The organism is Streptomyces sp. NPDC031379 (genome assembly GCF_055569615.1).
Map to the genome: position 1 here is coordinate 161,534 of NZ_JBVIIT010000006.1, position 18,464 is coordinate 179,997.

The following is an 18,464-nucleotide window of genomic DNA, read 5'->3' on the forward strand; positions in this document are numbered from 1 at the left end:
GATCCTGTCCTACGGGACGGCTCCGGGCCAAGGAGAGATCGGACAACGGAGACCGTTCACCGTGTGGGTATTGCCACACACTGGGTGGCTGGTCATGCCGCTAGGGTCTGTCCGCTACCTACAAAACCACCGGAGGACCCATGGCGTTCGGCTGGATCGACGAGCAGGCGGAGGCGCGTCGACGCGCCGGACTCGTACGCACCCTGCGCCCGCGCCCCGCCGACTCGCCGCTGCTGGACCTGGCGAGCAACGACTACCTGGGCCTCGCCCACCATTCCGAGGTCACCGAGGGAGCTGCCCGTGCCGCCCGGGTCTGGGGTGGCGGCTCCACCGGCTCCCGGCTGGTCACCGGCACCACCGAGCTGCACACCGAGCTGGAGGGCGAGCTGGCCGCCTTCTGCGGCTTCGAGGCGGCCCTGGTCTTCTCCTCCGGTTACGCCGCCAACCTGGCCGCGGTCACGGCGCTCGGCCCGCACGGCTCTCTGATCGTCTCCGACGCGGGCAACCACGCCTCGCTCATCGACGGCTGCCGGCTCGCCCGGGGGGAGACCCAGGTCGTCGGGCACGCCGATCCGGAGGCCGTGCGCAAGGCGCTGGCCACGCACGGGGGCCCGGCGATCGTGGTCTCGGACACGGTGTTCTCGGTGGACGGCGACCAGGCACCGCTGGCGGCCCTGGCCGAGGCGTGCCGGGAGCACGGCGCGGGACTGGTCGTGGACGACGCCCACGGTCTCGGCGTGCTGGGCGACGGCGGCCGGGGCGCGCCGTACGCGGCCGGGCTCGCGGGCGCCGGCGACGTGGTCGTCACGGCCACCCTGTCCAAGTCGCTGGGCAGCCAGGGCGGTGTGGTGCTCGGCCCGGCCCGGGTGATCGACCATCTGGTCAACGCGGCCCGGACGTTCATCTTCGACACGGGCCTGGCCCCGGCGGCGGCCGGTGCGGCCCTCGCCGCGCTCAGGCTGCTCGTCCGCGAACCGCGGCGGGCGGCGCGGGCCCGCGAGGTGGCCGCGGAGCTGCACGCACGGCTGACCGCCGCGGGCCTGGAAGCGGTGCGTCCGGACGCCGCGGTGGTCTCCGTGCGGGCTCCGTCCCCGGAGCAGGCGGTGCGCTGGGCGGCCGACTGCCGTACGGCAGGGCTGGCCGTGGGCTGCTTCCGTCCTCCTTCCGTGCCCGACGGCATCTCACGGCTGCGGCTGACCGCCCGGGCGGACCTCACCCGGACCGAGATCGAACGCGCTGTACGTGTGATCGGCGAGACGCGACCATGAGTCGGCGTGACACGGCCGTGCATCGCACGAAAGGGACGAGAAAGTGGCGAGAGGCTGATCGACTCTGATCAGGTCTGATCAGAGCGTGGCGACGAAGCCCGCCCAGCTCTCGGAGGAGAAGAGCAGCGCGGGTCCGGCCGGGTTCTTCGAGTCGCGCACGGCGAGCAGTCCGGCCGAGGGGCCGGAGCGCGGCCGGGCCGTCTCCACGCAGTTGTTGGCTCCCGTGCTGTAGCTGCTGCGCAGCCAGTGCACGTCGTGCAGGTCAGTACTGGCAGGGACGTTCCGAGGCAGTGCTGACATGGTGCCTCCTTACGCGCCGTCACCTATCCCGGCGATGTAGTCCAACGATTCCTCGGGTGAAAGGGCATGTCGCTGAAGGGTGCTGAAGGCCTCGGAGTAGGCCAACAGGTCTTCTTTCCGTTCCAGGTAGAGGCTACTCGTCAACTGGTCGAGAACAACCACATCCAGATCAGAAGTGCTCGGAAATGAGAAGATAACGAAAGGCCCCGTGAGGCCGACATGCGCTCCTGCCGCGAACGGCAGGACCTGCAGCCGTACCTGGGGCAGCCGGGCGGCGTCCAGCAGCCGCTCGAGCTGCCGGGCCATCACCTCCGGACCGCCCACCTCGCGCCGCAGCACCGCCTCGTCGAGCACGGCGCACAGCTTCAGCGGCGGGTCCGAACGCAGCACGTCCTGCCTGGCCAGCCGCACCTCCACCAGCGCGTCCAGGCGTTCCTCGTCCAGGTCCTTCACGGCCGTCCGGGTCACCGCGTGGGCGTACTCGGGCGTCTGCAGCAGGCCGGGCACGACCGTGGTCTCCAGAGTGCGCATCGCGCTCGCCTGCGACTCCAGGCTGATGAAATCCCGGTACGTGGGCGGCAGCACCCCGCGGTAGGCGTGCCACCAGCGGTTTCGGCCGCCGGCGTCCTCGGACCCGGCCAGCACCAGCAGCAACTCGCGCAGATGTTTGTCCCGCACCCCGTAGGCATCCAGCAGTGACCGCAGATCGGCCGGTTTCACGCCACTGGCACCCGTCTCGATGCGGCTCACCTTCGACTGGTGCCAGCCGACCAGGTGGGCCGCGTCGCCGCTCGTGAGCCCAGCGCCGGTACGCAGCATGCGCAGTTCGGCGCCCAGTTTGCGACGGCGCACCGTCGGCCCGTTCTGCATGGGCTCCTCCTTACTCCTGACGGGCCGCCCAAATACGGTCTCGCGTCGCAGAGTTCACCGCTTCGAGCGACAGATATATGCATATCCTGGTGGATCGCACCCCGTGACCGGCCCGGTGATGGCAGTCTGGCGACGAAGCACCAGTCCGGGACCGTACTCGAACCATCCGCTCCGTGTCGGACTGCGGTCCCGTGGGAAAGGGACGACGTCGCCATGGCAGACCATCTGGAAGCATCCGTCACTCTGCCGAGCGATCCCGCCTCGGTCTCCGCCGCCCGCACCTACGTCGTGGGGACCCTCGTGGAATGGGGTCTGCCGTCGGACACCGACGTGGCCGACACCGTGCGGCTCATCGTCTCCGAACTCGCCACCAACGCCGTACAGCACACCTTCGGACAGTCACCCACCTTCACGGTCGACATCGCCCTGGACCGTGACGAACACCTGCGCATCGGTGTCACGGACAGTCATCCCCGCTTCCCCAAGAGACTGCCCGCCGCCGTCCAGCAGGACAATGGGCGCGGCATGGTCATCATCCGCTGTCTCACCGCGGAGTGTGGCGGCAGACTCCGCATCCGCCCCACCCGCGAGGGCGGCAAGACGGTCTCCATCGAACTGCCCTGGATGATCCCGTCCGAGCCGGTCACGGCGGCGGGGCAGCAGGACCCCTAGGAGGCGTCGCGGACCCGGACTGATCCAGACGAAACCCCCTGGGTCCCGACCACGGGAGTCCCGGCCTCAGGTCCCCGTGCTCCGCCCCGCCCGGCCGAAGGCCCCCCGCAGCAGTGCCCGGAAGGCATCCGCGGCCGGAGCGGTCTCGTCGGCGCGGTGGGCCACCGAGATCGTGCGGCGCAGACGGCCCTCCGCCAAGGGACGCACGCCGACCGGTGTGGTCGCGGTGCGCGCCACCATCTCCGGTACGACGGCCACCCCGAGCCCGGCGCTGACGAGCGCGCAGACCACGGCGTACCCGGGGGTCGGTACCAGCAGCGCCGGGGTGGCCCCGGCCTCGGCCAGCAGGGCCTCGATCTCCCGCCGGGCCGGATGGTGCGGCGCCATGCTGATCAGCGGCTGCCCGGCCAGCTCCGTGAGCGGCAGCCGGGAGGAGGTGGCGCTCAGGGCGTGTCCCGGAGCGGTCACCAGTACGAGTTCCTCCACCAGGACCGGCTCCAGACGCACCGCGGACGGCACGGGAACGGGCTCGGCCGGGTGGTAGGTGTGCGTCAGCGCCAGGTCCACCTCGCCGGCCGCCACCGCCGTCACCCCGGCCGGCGGGTCGTAGTCCGCGACCGACAGCGTCACGTCCGGATGCGCCCGGCGGAACGCGCTCAGTGCCGGCGGCAGCAGATGCACCCCCGCCGTCGGGAAGGTGCCGAGCCGCAGCGCGCCGCCGGTCAGACCGGTCAGCCGCGCGAGTTCGTGCCGCGCTCGCTCCAGTTCGTCGAGCACCCGACGGGCCCGTGCCACCAGCACCTCGCCCGCCTCCGTCAGCCGGGCCCCCCGGTGGTGGCGCACCAGCAGGGCCGTGCCCGCCTCCCGCTCCAGCTTGGCCAGCTGCTGGGAGAGGGCGGGCGGCGTGTAGCCGAGCCGGTCGGCGGCCCGGGTGATCGAGCCGGCCTCCGCGACCGCCACGAGCGCGGCCAGCCGAGTGGGGTCGTACATAGGCCCAGGCTAAAGCATTGCTTAAGGCTGGCCATGGCTATCCGAAATACCTGCTGAAGGCTCCGCGGAGGCAGTCTGGCTTCATGGACGGACAGCTCATCGCCTTCACCGGGATCGCGGCCGGACTCGTCGCCATGCCGGGCGCCGACTTCACCGTGGTCGTCCGCAACGCGCTCGTCTCCCGCCGCGCGGGCGCGGTCTGCGGGCTCGGCATCGCGGGCGGACTGCTGGTGCACACCACCCTGGCGGTGGCGGGGGTCGCGGCCGTGCTGGTGGCCGTACCGGCGCTGTTCCGGGCGCTGCAGCTGCTGGGCGGCGCCTATGTGCTGCAGCTCGGGGTGCGCACCCTGGGGGCGCTGCGGCGGGCCGACCGGACGCCGCAGGACACCGCGGCCGAGGCGGCGCACCCGCTGCGGCAGGGCTTCGTGACCAACGTGCTCAACCCGAAGGCGTCGCTGACGTTCCTCAGCCTGCTGCCGCAGTTCGTGCCCGCGGGGGGCCACGCCCTGCCCAGGACGCTGCTGCTCGCGCTGATCGTGTGCGCGCTGGCCCTCGTGTGGTTCCAGGTCGTCGCGCTGCTGGTGGACCGGCTCGGCCGATGGCTGCGCCGGCCCCGGGCCGCCCGTGGGCTCCAGGCGGGCACCGGGGTGGCGCTGACGGTGCTGGGAGCGGCCCTGCTGCTGGAGCCGCTCCTGCCCTGACTACAGGTCAGCTGACCCGGCCGTACCACACGCTCTTGGTCCAGATCTTCTGGAGCTTCACCACGTCACCGGTCTTCGGGGCGTGCCAGATCTTGCCGTGGCCGGCGTAGATGCCGACGTGGTAGACGCTGGAACCCGAGTGGAAGAAGACCAGGTCGCCCGCCTTGCGGCTGCGGGCGGAGATGTGATGCGTCTTGTTGTACTGCTGGGCGGCGGTACGCGGCAGCTTCTTGCCCGCCTTCTTGAACGAGTAGAGCGTCAGTCCCGAGCAGTCGAACCGGCGCGGCCCGGTGGCTCCCCAGCTGTACGGGGCGCCCTTCTTGGAGGCCGCGACCTTGAGTGCCTTCGACGCTATGGTCGCGGCCGAGGCGTCGGTGGCGAGACCGGGCACCGCGATCGAGCCGCCCACGGCGGCGAGGGTCAGAGCCGAGGCCGTGCCGGCCCGGGCCATCAGCGACGGGACACGATTGAGCGCAGTCATGCGCAACCCTTCGTCAGCCGCCTGTGAAGGATGACCTGTCGGATTCGGGCTGGCGAAGTTGCCCGGCCGCGTTGCCGCGGCTTCACCCCAAGGGCTGCTCGGGACATCAGACCGTCTGCGACGTGCAGACGAACGTCCGTTCCGGCGACCCGCCTTGCCTGGGTCCTCCACTCCTGCCGATCCACTCCTGTCGACCGGTCATCCGGGCGGCGGCAGGACTCGGCGTCCGCCCGGATCGCCCCGCCGCGGTGGCGGGGGCTTGTCGTCAGTCAGGGATCTTGACTCACAGCTGTCCGGAAATCCCAACGGAACCGAAGATTTGTGGCGTTACTCACCACTCACCCGTTCGGGTGGACAGGGCTGTGTTCGATTCGTCGTCAAGTCCCGGACGTAGCCCCGGACCTGGGGCGGAGTACGTCCCGGCGCGTCTCAAACCGGTCCGGCGCGCAACTCGGGAGGCCCGGAAAGCGACCTGGATATACACCGGTCGGCGGTACGTCGTTCGGGCCGTTTCAATTCCGGCCCGAACGACACGTCGACGCGCGGGCGCCGCCGGGCCGGATGCGTGTCCGGGTCAGCCGACGCAGTCCGGCGGGAGCGCGACGCGCGCAGTACGGCGCTCGCCGTCCAGCACCCGCAAGGCCCGTGCCAGCGTGTCCCCGTGCAGCTCCGTCTCGCCCCGCCGGTGCATCGACGCGAGCGCGTCACGCAGCTGAGCCGCCTTGTGGACCAGGGCCTGTGCCGCACGCAGAGCGGCGTAGGTGTCTCCGTGCCGCGCCGGATTGACGCGGCCGAGCAGGTCGGCCGCCTCCAGGTAACGGTCGATCAGCTCGCCCTCGGCGCGGGTCAGCGCGGGCAGCGGCGGCAGTTCCGGCATCATCCCGGGCTCACCTCGCATCCGATGCGCCGGGCATGGTCCGGCGGCTGGGCACGACACCGTCCACCAGACCGTAGGACAGCGCTCCGGGCGCGTCCAGGACCAGGTCCCGCTCCAGATCCCCGTGCACCTGCTCCGCCGTGCGCCCCGTGTGCCGTACGAGCATCCGCTCCGTCAGCGCGCGGGTCCGGGACAGCTCCTCGGCCTGGATCTCCAGGTCGCTGGGCCGGCCGCGCACCGGCTCGGGCAGCGCGGGCTGTTCGAGGACCATGCGCGCGCCCGGCAGCGTGAACCGCTTTCCCGGGGTGCCGGCCGCGAGCAGGACCGCGGCGACGGACACGGCCTGCCCCAGGCAGTAGGTCGCCACGTCGCACCCGACGTACTGGATCGTGTCGTAGATCGCCGTCAGCGCGCCGAAGGAACCGCCCGGCGAGTTGATGTAGAGCGTGATGTCCCGGTCGGGTGCCGCGTGTTCGAGGTACATGAGCTGAGCCGTGACGTCGTTCGCCGCGGCGTCGTCGACCGGCGTCCCGAGGAAGACGATCCGGTCCTCGAAGAGCTTCCCGTACGGATCGAGCGTGCGGGTCCCCGTCCCGTCGCGCTCGGTGAACTCGGGCAGGACGTGGCGGGCGGTCGGTCGGGACATGGGCATACCCCTCCTCGTGGCGCGGCCCCTCATGGGCTCGGCTTCTGTAAAAAATGTACAGGACGTACGTGACGTTAGAATGGGGGCATGGCCTATGAGATTCCGGTGACGCAAGCCAGGGCTGAACTCGCCGACCTGATCAACCGGGTGGTGTACGGCGGTGAGCGCGTCGTCGTGACGCGGCACGGCAAGCCCCTGGTCGCGCTGGTCTCGGCCGCCGATCTGGACCGGCTCGACGCGCTCGACGCGCTCGACGAGCCGGCCGAGGAGCAGATCGTCAGCACGGTGTCGGGGGTCCGCGAGGCCGGTTCCGCCCCGCGTGAACAGCGGCGGTTCGGGATCGCGGCCGAGCATCGCGGGCACGGCACGTCCTGAGCCGCGCCGGTATGCGGGGGCCCATCGCGCGGTCATGCCGGGACCAAGGTCTGGTTAACGTCGCTGAAACTCCGGCGCTCTAGCCTGCCGATCCACGCCACCAGGGGTTTTTCTGCCCGGGATTGACGACGATCCGGGGATTTGTCTGTGTGTTACACCTATCCCCGCCGTGGTGGCTGCGGCAACCGGACCCCGCACGGTCCGGAGCAAGGACTGTGAGGTGGGACGTGCAACTGACCCCGCACGAGCAAGAGAGGCTGCTGATCCATGTGGCGGCCGACGTGGCCGAGAAGCGCCGGGCCCGTGGGCTCAGGCTCAACCACCCGGAGGCGGTCGCCCTCATCACGTCGCACATCCTCGAGGGCGCGCGTGACGGCCGCACCGTCGCGGAGCTGATGTCCTCCGGCCGCAAGCTCCTCACCAGGGACGACGTCATGGACGGGGTGGCGGAGATGATCCACGACGTCCAGGTGGAGGCCACCTTCCCGGACGGCACCAAGCTCGTCACCGTCCACGAGCCGATCATCTGAGGGGGCCCGCCGTGATTCCCGGAGAGATCGTCTTCGCGGACGACCCCGTCGTCGTCAACGAGGGCCGCGAGGTCACCCGCCTGACCGTCCTCAACGCCGCCGACCGGCCCGTCCAGGTCGGCTCCCACTACCACTTCGCCGAGGCCAACCCCGGCCTGGAGTTCGACCGTGCCGCCGCCCGCGGCAAGCGGCTGAACGTCGCCGCCGGCACCGCCGTCCGCTTCGAGCCCGGCATCCCCGCCGACGTCGAGCTGGTGCCCCTCGCCGGTGCCCGGATCGTGCCGGGCCTGCGCGGCGAGACCGGAGGTGCCCTCGATGCCTGAGATCTCCCGCGGCGCCTACGCCGACCTGTTCGGCCCCACCACCGGTGACCGCATCCGGCTCGCCGACACCGATCTGCTGATCGAGATCGAGGAGGACCGCTCAGGCGGCCCCGGGACCTCCGGGGACGAGGCGGTCTTCGGCGGCGGCAAGGTCATCCGCGAGTCGATGGGCCAGTCCCGGGCCACCCGCGCCGAGGGCACCCCCGACACCGTGATCACCGGCGTCGTCGTCGTCGACCACTGGGGCATCGTCAAGGCCGACGTCGGCATCCGCGACGGCCGGATCACCGCCCTGGGCAAGGCCGGCAACCCCGACACCATGGACGGCGTCCACCCCGACCTGGTCATCGGCCCCGAGACCGAGATCATCGCGGGCAACGGGCGGATCCTCACCGCCGGCGCCATCGACGCGCACGTCCACTTCATCTGCCCCCAGGTCGCCGACGAGGCGCTGGCGTCCGGGATCACCACCCTGGTCGGCGGCGGCACCGGCCCCGCCGAAGGGTCCAAGGCGACCACCGTGACGCCGGGCCCCTGGCACCTGGCCCGGATGCTGGAGGCGATGGAGGCCTACCCGGTCAACGTCGGCCTCCTCGGCAAGGGCAACACCGTCAGCCACGAGGCGATGCTCTCCCAGATCCGCGGCGGCGCCGTCGGCCTGAAGCTGCACGAGGACTGGGGCTCCACCCCGGCCGTCATCGACGCCGCGCTCACCGTCGCCGACCGCACCGGCATCCAGGTCGCCATCCACACCGACACGCTCAACGAGGCCGGGTTCGTGGGCGACACCCTCGCCGCGATCGCGGGCCGGGGCATCCACTCGTACCACACCGAAGGCGCCGGCGGCGGGCACGCCCCGGACATCATGACCGTGGTCTCCCAGGCCAACGTGCTGCCCAGTTCCACCAACCCGACCCGGCCGTTCACCGTCAACACCGCCGAGGAACACCTCGACATGCTGATGGTGTGCCACCACCTCAACCCGGCCGTCCCGGAGGACCTGGCGTTCGCCGAGTCCCGGATCCGGCCCTCCACCATCGGCGCGGAGGACGTCCTCCACGACCTCGGCGCGATCTCGATCATCTCCTCCGACTCCCAGGCCATGGGCCGCGTCGGGGAGGTCGTCCTGCGCACCTGGCAGACGGCCCACGTGATGAAGGGCCGCCGGGGGGCGCTGCCGGGCGACGGCCGCGCGGACAACCACCGGGTGCGGCGCTATGTCGCCAAGTACACGATCAACCCGGCGCTCGCCCAGGGCCTCGCCGCCGAGATCGGCTCCGTCGAGACCGGCAAGCTGGCCGACCTGGTGCTGTGGGAGCCCGCGTTCTTCGGGGTCAAGCCCCTTCTCGTCATCAAGGGCGGGCAGATCGCGTACGCGCAGATGGGTGACGCCAACGCCTCCATCCCCACCCCGCAGCCGATCCTGCCCCGCCCGATGTACGGCGCGATCGGGCGGGCCCCGGCCGCCAACTCCGTCAACTTCGTCGCCTCCCCGGCGATCGAGGACGGGCTGCCCGAACGGCTGGGGCTCGGCAAGCGGTTCGTGGCGATCGAGTCGACGCGTGCGGTCACCAAGGCCGACATGCGCGAGAACGACGCCCGGCCGGACGTCCGGATCGACCCCGACAGCTTCGCCGTGCACATCGACGGCGAGCTGGTGGAGGCGACCCCGGCGGCCGAACTGCCCATGGCCCAGCGCTACTTCCTCTTCTGATGGCGTCGCGATGACACGGGCAGCACTTCTCGTCCTGGCCGACGGCCGCTTTCCCGCCGGAGGACACGCGCACTCCGGCGGGGCGGAGGCCGCCGTCAAGGCGGGCCGTATCACGTCCGCCGCGGGCCTGGAGGACTTCTGCCGGGGCCGGCTGCACACCGCCGGGCTGGTCGCGGGGGCGCTGGCGGCCGCCGCCGCGCTCGGCGCGGACCCGGCCGGGTTGGACGCGGCGGCGGACGCCCGCACGCCGTCGCCCGCGCTGCGGGCCGCCGCGCGGCGGCTCGGGCGGCAACTGCTGCGGGCGGCACGGGCGAGCTGGCCGTCCGCCGAACTCGACGCTCTGGGACGGGAGTTCCCCAAGGGGGCCCATCAGCCCGTGGTCCTCGGGCTCGCCGCGCGGGCGGCCGGGCTGGGACCCGAGGACGCGGCGTACTGCGCGCTCTACGAGAGCGTGAGCGGGCCGGCGACGGCCACCGTGCGCCTGCTGAGCCTCGATCCGTTCGACGCGACCGGCGTGCTGGCCCGGCTGGCGCCGGAGCTGGATCGCGTCGCGGACGCGGCGGTGGGGGCGGCACGGCGGGTGGCCGACGAGGGCGTCGACGCCCTGCCCGCCGCCTCCGGCCCCCTGCTGGAGGCGGGTGCGCAGTGGCACGCCGGCTGGCCGGTGCGGCTGTTCGCGTCCTGACATCGTCCGCCCCTCCACCCCATCCGCCCGGACGTAGAGGCCCCTCGCCGACACCATGCCTCTCGCATTAGGAGCCGTACATGCACCTCGACCACACCCACCCCGGCCCCGCCGCCCTCAGCGCCGACGCCCACCGGCCCGACGGAACCCGCCGCGCCCTGCGCATCGGGCTCGGCGGGCCTGTCGGATCGGGCAAGACCGCCACCGTCGCCGCGCTCTGCCGGGCGCTGCGCGAGCAGTTGTCCCTCGCGGTCGTCACCAACGACATCTACACGCGTGAGGACGCCGAGTTCCTGCTCCGGGAGGCCGTGCTGCCGCCCGAGCGGATCACCGCCGTGGAGACCGGCGCCTGCCCGCACACCGCGATCCGCGACGACATCTCCGCCAACCTCGAAGCCGTCGAGGACCTGGAGGACGCGGTCGGGCCGCTCGACCTGATCCTCGTCGAGTCCGGCGGCGACAACCTGACCGCGACCTTCTCCAAGGGGCTCGTGGACGCGCAGATCTTCGTGATCGACGTGGCCGGCGGCGACGACATCCCGCGCAAGGGCGGCCCCGGCGTCACCACCGCCGACCTGCTCGTCGTCAACAAGACCGACCTCGCCCCGTACGTCGGCTCCGACCTCGCCCGGATGGCCGCGGACGCCAAGGCGCAACGGGCCGAACTCCCGGTCGTCCTGCAGTCGTTGCGCGGCGACACCGGAGTCGCCGACGTGGCCGCCTGGGTGCGTCAGCGGCTCGCCGCGTGGACGGCATGACGGCCACGGGGGTCCGGGCGGGCGCGCGGATCGTCGCCCGCGCCGACGGCCGCGGCGGTACGGCGCTGCCCGTACTGGACGGCGAGGGCCCGCTGGCGCTGCGCCGCACCCGGGCGAGCGGCACCGAGGCGAGGGTCATGGTCGTGGGCGCGATGAGCGGCCCGCTCGGCGGCGACCGCTTCACGCTGACCGCCCGGGTGGAGGAGGGTGCCAGGCTGCACGTCGGGTCGGCCGCCGCCACCCTCGCGCTGCCGGGCCAGGCCAAGGGCGAGGCCCGCTACGACGTACGGCTCGACGTGGCCGACGGCGGCGAACTGCACTGGCTGCCCGAGCAGTTGATCTCGGCCGCCGGCAGCGATCTGGTCGTCGCCACCCGTGCCGAACTCGGCGCCGCAGCACGGCTCGTGCTGCGCGAGGAACAGGTGCTGGGCCGGACCGGGGAGGAACCCGGGCGGCTCACCAGCCGGTTGACCGTACGGGTCGCCGGGCGGACCGTGCTGGACCAGGAGCTGGCCTGCGGACCCGGCGCCCCGGGCGGCTGGGACGGCCCGGCCGTGCTCGGCGGGCACCGGGCCGTAGGTCAACTGATCGTCGTGCGACCGGAGTTCGCCGAACGGCCGGCCGCCGCCCGGATGCTCGGCGAGTGCGCCGCGCTGATGCCGCTCGCCGGGCCCGCCGCTCTCGTCAGTGCGGTGGCCCCCGACGCGCTGCGGCTGCGCCGGCTGCTGGACGAGGCGCGGACGCTGCTCGGTTGAACGGCGGCCTACGAGCGGGCTGTTGACTGTCCGGAGCCACGGCAGGGCGGAAGACCCGTCACGGGACGGCCTTCCGCTCAGCGGGACATGATCATCCGGTTATCGGATTGGTAAAGAAGGGGGGCGACCCCTGTTCTCCGGTGGCTCACAGCCGAGAGGATCCCCGCCTGACCACTCGCAGCGAGGTACGGGGAGGGGCCCCCTTGAGGGAGAACAGACCGAAGAGCCGCCTGCTGGCGCTCGGTTCGGCCGGAGCACTCGTCACCGCCACTCTGATCGCCGGCGCGATGTCGGCCCCGGCGGCCAGCGCCGACAGCCGGCACGGCCAGGACCGGGAGGCCAAGGGCGCCGAGACAGCCGCCGCCCGGGCGGCCAAGGCGGGCATCAAGTGGCAGGACTGCCCGGCCGACTGGGGGCTGGAGAAGCCCATCCAGTGCGGCTGGGTCACCGTGCCGCTCGACTACGCCCACCCCGACGGCAAGCAGATCAAGCTCGCCGTGGACCGCATCGGCAACACCGGCACCAAGAAGGAGCGCCAGGGCGCGCTCATCTACAACCCGGGCGGCCCCGGCGGCTCCGGCCTGCGCTTCCCGCGCCGCGTCACCACGAAGAACGCCGTCTGGGCCAACGTCGCCAAGGCCTACGACTTCGTCGGCTTCGACCCGCGCGGCGTCGGACGCTCGACACCCATCTCCTGCGTCGACCCGCAGGAGTTCGTCAAGGCGCCCAAGGCCGACCCGGTGCCCGACACCGAGGCCGACAAGACCGCGCAGCGCAAGCTGGCCCGCCAGTACGCCGAGGGATGCGCGAAGCGCAGCGGCGCGATGCTGGCGCACATGACCACGCCGAACACCGCACGCGACCTCGACGTCATCCGCGCCGCGCTGGGCGAGAGGAAGCTCAACTACCTCGGCGTCTCCTACGGCACCTACCTGGGTGCCGTCTACGGCACCCTCTTCCCGGGCCACCTGCGCCGCATGGTCGTCGACAGCGTGGTCAACCCCTCGCGGGAGAAGATCTGGTACCAGGCCAACCTGGACCAGGACGTCGCCTTCGAGGGCCGCTGGAAGGACTGGGAGGACTGGGTCGCCGCGAACGACGCCGCCTTCCACCTCGGCACCACCCGCGCCGCGGTCCAGGACAAGTGGCTCCAGCTGCGCGCCACCGCCAAGAAGAACCCGATCGGCGGGGTCGTCGGCCCGGCCGAGCTGATCTCCTTCTTCCAGAGCGCGCCGTACTACGACTCCTCATGGGTGCCGGTCGCTACGGTCTTCGGCAAGTACTTCGCCGGTGACACGCAGGCGCTCGTCGACGCGGCCGCCCCGGACCTGTCGGACACCGCGGGCAACATCGCCTCGGAGAACGGCAACGCGGTCTACACCGCCGTCGAGTGCACCGATGCCAAGTGGCCCACCAGCTGGCGGAAGTGGGACCGGGACAACACCCGGCTCAACAAGGACTACCCGTTCATGACCTGGGCCAACGCCTGGATGAACCTGCCCTGCGCCACCTGGCCGGCCAAGCAGCGGACCCCGGTCGAGGTCAGGACCCACCAGGGCCTGCCGAAGGTGCTGATCGTGCAGTCCACCCGGGACGCGGCCACCCCCTACGAGGGCGCCGTCGAACTGCACCAGCGCTTCAAGGGCTCCCGCCTGATCACCGAGAAGAACGCGGGCTCCCACGGCGTCACCAGCCTGGTCAACTCCTGCATCAACCAGCGCGTCGACGCCTACCTGCTCGACGGCAAGCTGGACGGCAAGGACGTGACCTGCGCTCCGCACGCCACGCCCCAGCCGTAACCCCTTCCGGTACGACGACGAGGGGCGGCCGGTCCTTCCGGCCGCCCCTCGCGCACGCCCGGGCCTCTACGCCGTGCCCGCTCGGGACCGCAGCCAGGCGTCCTCCGCCGCGTAGTCGAACAGGTCGCCGTAGGCCTGGACCATCTTCGGATACGCCTCCCGCCAGTCCGCCCCGGCGAGCCGGCGCTCGATCCACGCGACGGTCTCCGCCAGGGAGTCGGCGTACCCGACCACCGGGCGGTACCCCAGTTCGCGTTCCGCCGCCGACATGTCGACGACGACCGGGCGCGGTGTCGACCACGGGGTGTCGCCCACCCGGGGCACCGGGGGAGGGCCCTCGACCAGGACGGTCTCGTTCTCCACGCCCATCACGGCGTCGATCGCCGCGGCGATCCCGGCGACCGTGGGCGCCTCGGCGTCGCAGGCGTTCAGCACCCGCGAGCCGGGCCGCGCCGCCGCCAGGCGGACCATCTCCGCGATGTTGTGCGCGCTCGCCGGATGGAAACGGCTCTCGCCGCCGTACGCGAGCACCCGCCTGCCCCGGCCGTCCAGGTTCCGCTTGACGAAGTACAGCTCGCGAGGGCTGCGGCAGTACGGCCCGTGGATCGCGCCCGCGCGCAGCAGCGTGGCCGGCAACCGGTCGCCCGCCGCGAGGAGTTCGCGCTCCAGTGCGACCTTGCGGGTGCTGTACGTGGCCTCGCCGGGAGCCACCGTCGGCTGGGTCTCCGGGACGGGCACCGGGTACTCGGGGAAGCCGTCCGGCTCTTCCTGGGTGTCGAAGCCGCGGCCCTTGCCGTCCTCGTACACCGACACGCTGGAGACCACGACGGCCGATCCGACCCGGTCGGCGAGGGAGGTCAGCTGCCGGGCGTGTGCGGCGCCGTAGGCCACGATGTCGACCAGCACGTCGCATCCGTCGCCGACCACCTCCGCCAGGGCCCGCCCGTCCTCTCGGTCGAGCCGTACCGCCCGCACCGTCGCCGGCCACGTCTCGTCCCGGCCTCCGCCGTGCGAGGCGGCCGTCACCTCCCAGCCGTCCCGCGCCAGCGCGTTCACCGCCGGCCGCCCGATCTGCCCGGTCGCCCCGATCACCACAGCACGTCTCATGCCGCGACCGTACGGCCGCCGGAACGCTCCGGCCACGGTGTTCTGCCGACGGCAGAGGAGGTCAATGAAGGGGCGTCCGCGGGAACCTGCGCCCTTTGCCGCCCTTCTCCGCCGCCTGCCGCTCCTTGACGACGGCCGCGTACTCGTCGACGTACTCCTGCTCGGACAGCGTCAGGATCGCGTACATGATCTCGTCGGTGACGGCCCGCAGGACCGCCTTCTCGTGCTCCATCCCGGCATAGCGGGAGAAGTCGAGCGCCTTGCCGAAGCGGATGGTGACCGGATGGATCCGCGGGAGCACCCTGCCGGGCGGCTGGGCCTCGAAGGTGCCGATCATCGCGCAGGGCACGACCGGGACCCCGGCCTTCAGCGCCATCACGGCGACGCCCACCTTGCCCTTGTACAGCCGGCCGTCGTGCGAACGGGTGCCCTCCGGGTAGATGCCGAGCAGCTCGCCCTTGCCCAGTACCCCGAGGCCCTCGCGGATCGCGGCCTGCCCCGCCTCCTTGCCGGAGCGGTCCACCGGGATCTGCCCGGCGCTGCGGAAGAAGAACGCGGTGAGCCGTCCCTTGACGCCGGGGCCGGTGAAGTACTCCGCCTTGGCGAGGAAGGTGATGCGACGTTTCAGCATCGCCGGCATCAGAAAGTGGTCCGAGAAGGACAGGTGGTTCCCGGCGACGATCGCGGGACCCTCCGCCGGGACGTTCTCCAGGCCTTCGCTCCGGGGCCGGAAGAAGAGTCTCAGCAGCGGGCCCAGCAGCACGTACTTGAGCAGGTGGTAGAACACGGCACGCCCCTCACTTCGGCAGGTCCGCTGCTGACCAGGTTTCCGCAGGTCAACGCGGGGATGGCGGTACTTGACCCACGTGCACCTGTAGTCATCTGTAACCATGTTCGGCAGGACTCATGCTGCCGCCTCGCCGAGTGGGCTGATGGCTCGTCAAGAGGAGCGGTTGCCCCGAGGCCGACGCGGCAGCGTCGTGTGCGCTGTCCGCCACGCGTGCGGCCGTGTCAGGGCATCGGGCGGGGTTCTCTCACTCCTCGCATCCCTCGATGTCGTCCTCGCAGCCCTCCACGTCGGCGGGGGCGACCGTGTTGAGCCGCCACAGCACGATGCCCTGGGTGTGCCGGCCCGAGGGGGAGATCCGGGTGGTGAAGCGGCTGCCGGCGGGGATGTTGAACCGGTCGGCCTCGCGGTCGCCGCACGTCACCTCCCACTCGCTTTCCGCGTCACCCCGGGCGAGGGTCAGCGTCAGCGTGAGGCCGGTGGGTGCCTGGCAGGCGATGTCGAAGGTGTGGGGCCGGTTCCCCTTCGGGGTGAAGGCCTTGTCCAGTCCCCGGGCGAGATCTTCCACCCCCTCGTCGACAGGCGAGGCATCGTCGGGTTCCACGGCGTTCAGGGCCCGGGTGGCGCGTCGTACGGCGTCTTCCCGGGGTGCCTTGCCTTCCCAGGAGGGGGCCGGAGCGGCGGTGGCCGTGCCCGAGGAGGCCGTGGCGCCGGGTTCGCTCGTCGTCTCCCGGTTCTTCTGCCACGTGCAGCCGGCGGTCAGGGCCGTGGCGGCGACGATGAGGGCGAGGCCCTGGCGTGCACGCATGGGACTCCAGTCGGTGGAAGGGGGTGCCGCCGCGCCCCGGCTCGGTCACAGGGCGCGAGGGTCAGACGGTGAGCCGGCAACCCGGGATGTGATGGGCCGTCCACGAGGGGAGGGTGGTGAGGGCTGGGTCGCTGGCCAGGTCGACAGTGAGGGTGTTGAGGCAGGCCTGGGCGTCGATGCAGGCGATGACCAGCCGGTCCATGGCGTCCAGGGCGGCGGCGGGGGTGTGGACGAAGGGGCCGCTGCCGAGCGGGGTCCACTGCGTCCGTACGGGGCTGCCGTCGAGGGGCTGGATGCAGAGACTGAGTCCGTGCTCGTCGCTGCGTTGAATCAAGGCGGCTTCCCCGGTGGCCAGTACGGCGTGGGCGAGGGGGCCGAAGCCGGGAGTGGTGGCAGCGATGTCGGGCTGCGTGTTCCACGTGCCGTTCGGATGGTGCTGACGGTGGGCGAGGATCCAACCCGTCCCGGGCTGCCGGGAGTACATCAGCAGGCGGCCGTCCGGCTGCTCGATGAGCGTCACGGGGGCGGCGGGCTGGGCGAGTTGGGTGCCGTAATCGCGCGCGAAGTCACCGTCAGGGGTGGTCTGGCACCAGCGCAGGACGCCCATGCCGCTTGTGCTGCTGGCGGCATAGATCTCGACGGTGCCGTTGCTTGTGGCGACGGCGGCGAGGCCTTCCAGAACACTGCCCTTGAGGTCCCTCCACGGCTCCCATCCCTTCCCGGTCAGGCTTCGGGAGCTGAGACCGCCACCGAAGTTGCGGACCACGACCTGCACGCTGTCGCCGGAGGAAACGATCACCGGCATGCCCAGGGCTCGACGGCGGGCTTCATGCTCCGCCGACGAGTTGTAGGGGCTGTGGAGGTCGGTCCAGGCTCCGAACTCGCCTGTCACGGGGTCCTGGGTGAGGTGCATGAGATTGCGCTGCTGCTGTTCGCGGGCGGGGCCCACCGCGGCTCTCATCCCGGTGAGGTGAACGCGGCCGGCGGCGTCGCGTGTCGCGTCGAGGCGAGCAGTGAAGCGCCCGCCGCCCGGCGACCGGCCGAGTGGTGCGGGCCCCGACCACCTGTCGCCGCCGGGCTCGTCCTGGGTCCACATGACCGGACGGCCGCCGAGCACGGCGAAGGCGGCGAGTCGTCCGTCAGCCAGCCGCTGGAGCCAGTTGGTACTGGTCTGCCAGCGGTAGTTCGTGCTCTGTCCGTAGAAGCGATTGTATGCGCGGTTGCCGAGTGGCTTGTCACCGCACAGGCCGGGGGGTTGCTCGCATGCATGACCGTCCTCGCCGCCGTAGACCGCAAGGTAGGAGAACTTGCGGGCGGCCTGCTGGGGGCTGAGGTTGCGGGGGCGCAGCTTGTTGCAGTACCCCACGTAACTCTCGACGGCCGCGGGTCGCTGTCGGCCGGTTCGCTCGTACTTCTCGAGTGCTGCCATGGCGAAGAGGGCTGCGGCTGTGTGGTCGGAGTTGTCGCAGTAGGTGACGCCGCCTGTCTTCCTGTCGATCACGGTCCATTGCGGATCGGGATCCATGACGCGAACGACGGCTGGGGCATACCGCTGCAGGATGTCGTGGAGTGTGCCGATGACGGCATCTCGGGTGAGCAGCTGCCCGTCGCATCGGGACGGGATGGGGCTGGACGCGGGGCGCAGTGTCGCGAGTGTCTTGCCGGTCTGCTGCCACAGCCCGAGAAGGTTCGTCCCCTGCGCGCCCTGGCCGGTGCGCAGGTTGAGGAAGACCAGGGTGATGCGGCCGTCGTCCAGGCTGTCGATCTCCGCCGTGACTCCATGGATCTTCACGACGGTGCGCTGCCACGGGGCCCGGCGGCTGCCGGTGACCATGGATGCGTAGGCGGCACGGATTCCGTGCTGGCGGGCGGCGGTATAGGCATGCGGATCAGGCGTGGCGGTCTTGCGGGCCGCATCGTCCATGGGGAGATTGATCCCGTCGGCTTCGCCCGTCGTCAGGTAGACGTTGACCTGGGGTACTCCGGAGTCCACGGATTGCCACAGATCCGGCGTCATG

The 18,464-nt window shown here is 71.7% G+C and carries 21 protein-coding genes; 11 read left to right on the forward strand and 10 right to left on the reverse strand.

What is annotated here, in order from left to right:
- Positions 1-140: 140 nt before the first annotated feature.
- Complete coding sequence (locus tag ACZ5CW_RS10975) at positions 141-1,268, forward strand: 8-amino-7-oxononanoate synthase (RefSeq protein WP_468599994.1); 1,128 nt, start codon at positions 141-143, stop codon at positions 1,266-1,268.
- A 78-nt stretch (positions 1,269-1,346) separates the two neighbouring features.
- On the opposite strand, the gene ACZ5CW_RS10980 is transcribed toward ACZ5CW_RS10975, so the two are convergent.
- A complete protein-coding gene (locus ACZ5CW_RS10980; protein ID WP_468599995.1) occupies positions 1,347-1,568 on the reverse strand; it encodes a DUF397 domain-containing protein in 222 nt (73 codons plus the stop codon).
- Positions 1,569-1,577: 9 nt separating this feature from the next.
- The gene (locus ACZ5CW_RS10985; protein WP_468599996.1) at positions 1,578-2,438 is read right to left on the reverse strand and encodes a helix-turn-helix domain-containing protein; all 861 of its coding nucleotides are present in this window, start codon (positions 2,436-2,438) and stop codon (positions 1,578-1,580) included.
- A 213-nt stretch (positions 2,439-2,651) separates the two neighbouring features.
- Between ACZ5CW_RS10985 and ACZ5CW_RS10990 the strand changes: the two genes are divergently transcribed.
- Positions 2,652-3,110: an ATP-binding protein gene (locus ACZ5CW_RS10990; RefSeq protein ID WP_468599997.1), complete on the forward strand. Its 459-nt coding sequence runs from the start codon at positions 2,652-2,654 to the stop codon at positions 3,108-3,110.
- A gap of 66 nt (positions 3,111-3,176) precedes the next feature.
- Here ACZ5CW_RS10990 and ACZ5CW_RS10995 read toward each other — a convergent pair whose 3' ends face one another.
- Complete coding sequence (locus tag ACZ5CW_RS10995) at positions 3,177-4,100, reverse strand: LysR family transcriptional regulator (protein ID WP_468599998.1); 924 nt, start codon at positions 4,098-4,100, stop codon at positions 3,177-3,179.
- Positions 4,101-4,183: 83 nt separating this feature from the next.
- Between ACZ5CW_RS10995 and ACZ5CW_RS11000 the strand changes: the two genes are divergently transcribed.
- The gene (locus tag ACZ5CW_RS11000) at positions 4,184-4,801 is read left to right on the forward strand and encodes a LysE family translocator (protein WP_468599999.1); all 618 of its coding nucleotides are present in this window, start codon (positions 4,184-4,186) and stop codon (positions 4,799-4,801) included.
- A 7-nt stretch (positions 4,802-4,808) separates the two neighbouring features.
- Here the strand turns inward: ACZ5CW_RS11000 and ACZ5CW_RS11005 are convergent, their stop codons facing one another.
- The 3 genes from ACZ5CW_RS11005 to ACZ5CW_RS11015 form a co-directional block, all read right to left on the reverse strand.
- Positions 4,809-5,282 (reverse strand): C40 family peptidase, encoded by a 474-nt coding sequence (locus ACZ5CW_RS11005; RefSeq protein ID WP_468600000.1) that lies wholly within the window; start codon positions 5,280-5,282, stop codon positions 4,809-4,811.
- Between the two features lie 574 nt (positions 5,283-5,856).
- A complete protein-coding gene (locus tag ACZ5CW_RS11010) occupies positions 5,857-6,162 on the reverse strand; it encodes a hypothetical protein (protein WP_468600001.1) in 306 nt (101 codons plus the stop codon).
- Between the two features lie 7 nt (positions 6,163-6,169).
- Positions 6,170-6,805, reverse strand: coding sequence for an ATP-dependent Clp protease proteolytic subunit (locus ACZ5CW_RS11015; RefSeq protein WP_468600002.1), 636 nt, complete (start codon positions 6,803-6,805; stop codon positions 6,170-6,172).
- An 87-nt stretch (positions 6,806-6,892) separates the two neighbouring features.
- Here ACZ5CW_RS11015 and ACZ5CW_RS11020 point away from each other — a divergent pair, with 87 nt between their 5' ends.
- The 8 genes from ACZ5CW_RS11020 to ACZ5CW_RS11055 all read left to right on the forward strand — a co-directional run bounded on the left by ACZ5CW_RS11020 (position 6,893) and on the right by ACZ5CW_RS11055 (position 13,744).
- Positions 6,893-7,180, forward strand: coding sequence for a type II toxin-antitoxin system Phd/YefM family antitoxin (locus ACZ5CW_RS11020; protein WP_468600003.1), 288 nt, complete (start codon positions 6,893-6,895; stop codon positions 7,178-7,180).
- A 227-nt stretch (positions 7,181-7,407) separates the two neighbouring features.
- Positions 7,408-7,710, forward strand: coding sequence for an urease subunit gamma (locus tag ACZ5CW_RS11025; protein WP_361252808.1), 303 nt, complete (start codon positions 7,408-7,410; stop codon positions 7,708-7,710).
- Between the two features lie 11 nt (positions 7,711-7,721).
- A complete protein-coding gene (locus ACZ5CW_RS11030) occupies positions 7,722-8,033 on the forward strand; it encodes an urease subunit beta (protein WP_468600004.1) in 312 nt (103 codons plus the stop codon).
- The gene (locus ACZ5CW_RS11035; RefSeq protein ID WP_468600005.1) at positions 8,026-9,747 is read left to right on the forward strand and encodes an urease subunit alpha; all 1,722 of its coding nucleotides are present in this window, start codon (positions 8,026-8,028) and stop codon (positions 9,745-9,747) included. Before ACZ5CW_RS11030 ends, ACZ5CW_RS11035 begins: the two co-directional genes overlap by 8 nt.
- A gap of 10 nt (positions 9,748-9,757) precedes the next feature.
- Positions 9,758-10,432 (forward strand): urease accessory protein UreF, encoded by a 675-nt coding sequence (locus ACZ5CW_RS11040; protein WP_468600006.1) that lies wholly within the window; start codon positions 9,758-9,760, stop codon positions 10,430-10,432.
- Between the two features lie 80 nt (positions 10,433-10,512).
- A complete protein-coding gene (ureG, locus tag ACZ5CW_RS11045) occupies positions 10,513-11,190 on the forward strand; it encodes an urease accessory protein UreG (RefSeq protein ID WP_468600007.1) in 678 nt (225 codons plus the stop codon).
- Positions 11,187-11,945 carry an urease accessory protein UreD gene (locus tag ACZ5CW_RS11050; protein ID WP_468600008.1) on the forward strand — a complete coding sequence of 253 codons (759 nt, stop codon included), beginning with the start codon at positions 11,187-11,189 and terminating at the stop codon, positions 11,943-11,945. Before ureG ends, ACZ5CW_RS11050 begins: the two co-directional genes overlap by 4 nt.
- 203 nt (positions 11,946-12,148) lie before the next feature.
- On the forward strand, positions 12,149-13,744 hold the full coding sequence (locus ACZ5CW_RS11055; protein WP_468600009.1) for an alpha/beta hydrolase: 1,596 nt from the start codon (positions 12,149-12,151) through the stop codon (positions 13,742-13,744).
- A 66-nt stretch (positions 13,745-13,810) separates the two neighbouring features.
- Here the strand turns inward: ACZ5CW_RS11055 and ACZ5CW_RS11060 are convergent, their stop codons facing one another.
- The 4 genes from ACZ5CW_RS11060 to ACZ5CW_RS11075 all read right to left on the reverse strand — a co-directional run bounded on the left by ACZ5CW_RS11060 (position 13,811) and on the right by ACZ5CW_RS11075 (position 18,463).
- Positions 13,811-14,851, reverse strand: coding sequence for an NAD-dependent epimerase/dehydratase family protein (locus ACZ5CW_RS11060; protein WP_468600010.1), 1,041 nt, complete (start codon positions 14,849-14,851; stop codon positions 13,811-13,813).
- A gap of 61 nt (positions 14,852-14,912) precedes the next feature.
- Positions 14,913-15,638, reverse strand: coding sequence for a lysophospholipid acyltransferase family protein (locus ACZ5CW_RS11065; protein ID WP_468600011.1), 726 nt, complete (start codon positions 15,636-15,638; stop codon positions 14,913-14,915).
- Positions 15,639-15,885: 247 nt separating this feature from the next.
- Positions 15,886-16,446, reverse strand: coding sequence for a hypothetical protein (locus ACZ5CW_RS11070; protein ID WP_468600012.1), 561 nt, complete (start codon positions 16,444-16,446; stop codon positions 15,886-15,888).
- Positions 16,447-16,507: 61 nt separating this feature from the next.
- Entirely contained in the window at positions 16,508-18,463 is a 1,956-nt protein-coding gene (locus tag ACZ5CW_RS11075; protein ID WP_468600013.1) for a PLL family lectin, read from the reverse strand.
- Position 18,464 lies beyond the last annotated feature (1 nt).

Excerpts from the sequence above, each read along its gene's own strand:
- ACZ5CW_RS10975 (WP_468599994.1), top strand. The coding sequence starts at position 141 with ATGGCGTTCGGCTGGATCGACGAGCAGGCGGAGGCGCGTCGACGCGCC.
- ACZ5CW_RS10980 (WP_468599995.1), bottom strand. The coding sequence starts at position 1,568 with ATGTCAGCACTGCCTCGGAACGTCCCTGCCAGTACTGACCTGCACGAC.
- ACZ5CW_RS10985 (WP_468599996.1), bottom strand. The coding sequence starts at position 2,438 with ATGCAGAACGGGCCGACGGTGCGCCGTCGCAAACTGGGCGCCGAACTG.
- ACZ5CW_RS10990 (WP_468599997.1), top strand. The coding sequence starts at position 2,652 with ATGGCAGACCATCTGGAAGCATCCGTCACTCTGCCGAGCGATCCCGCC.
- ACZ5CW_RS10995 (WP_468599998.1), bottom strand. The coding sequence starts at position 4,100 with ATGTACGACCCCACTCGGCTGGCCGCGCTCGTGGCGGTCGCGGAGGCC.
- ACZ5CW_RS11000 (WP_468599999.1), top strand. The coding sequence starts at position 4,184 with ATGGACGGACAGCTCATCGCCTTCACCGGGATCGCGGCCGGACTCGTC.
- ACZ5CW_RS11005 (WP_468600000.1), bottom strand. The coding sequence starts at position 5,282 with ATGACTGCGCTCAATCGTGTCCCGTCGCTGATGGCCCGGGCCGGCACG.
- ACZ5CW_RS11010 (WP_468600001.1), bottom strand. The coding sequence starts at position 6,162 with ATGATGCCGGAACTGCCGCCGCTGCCCGCGCTGACCCGCGCCGAGGGC.
- ACZ5CW_RS11015 (WP_468600002.1), bottom strand. The coding sequence starts at position 6,805 with ATGTCCCGACCGACCGCCCGCCACGTCCTGCCCGAGTTCACCGAGCGC.
- ACZ5CW_RS11020 (WP_468600003.1), top strand. The coding sequence starts at position 6,893 with ATGGCCTATGAGATTCCGGTGACGCAAGCCAGGGCTGAACTCGCCGAC.
- ACZ5CW_RS11035 (WP_468600005.1), top strand. The coding sequence starts at position 8,026 with ATGCCTGAGATCTCCCGCGGCGCCTACGCCGACCTGTTCGGCCCCACC.
- ACZ5CW_RS11040 (WP_468600006.1), top strand. The coding sequence starts at position 9,758 with ATGACACGGGCAGCACTTCTCGTCCTGGCCGACGGCCGCTTTCCCGCC.
- ureG (WP_468600007.1), top strand. The coding sequence starts at position 10,513 with ATGCACCTCGACCACACCCACCCCGGCCCCGCCGCCCTCAGCGCCGAC.
- ACZ5CW_RS11050 (WP_468600008.1), top strand. The coding sequence starts at position 11,187 with ATGACGGCCACGGGGGTCCGGGCGGGCGCGCGGATCGTCGCCCGCGCC.
- ACZ5CW_RS11060 (WP_468600010.1), bottom strand. The coding sequence starts at position 14,851 with ATGAGACGTGCTGTGGTGATCGGGGCGACCGGGCAGATCGGGCGGCCG.
- ACZ5CW_RS11070 (WP_468600012.1), bottom strand. The coding sequence starts at position 16,446 with ATGCGTGCACGCCAGGGCCTCGCCCTCATCGTCGCCGCCACGGCCCTG.
- ACZ5CW_RS11075 (WP_468600013.1), bottom strand. The coding sequence starts at position 18,463 with ATGACGCCGGATCTGTGGCAATCCGTGGACTCCGGAGTACCCCAGGTC.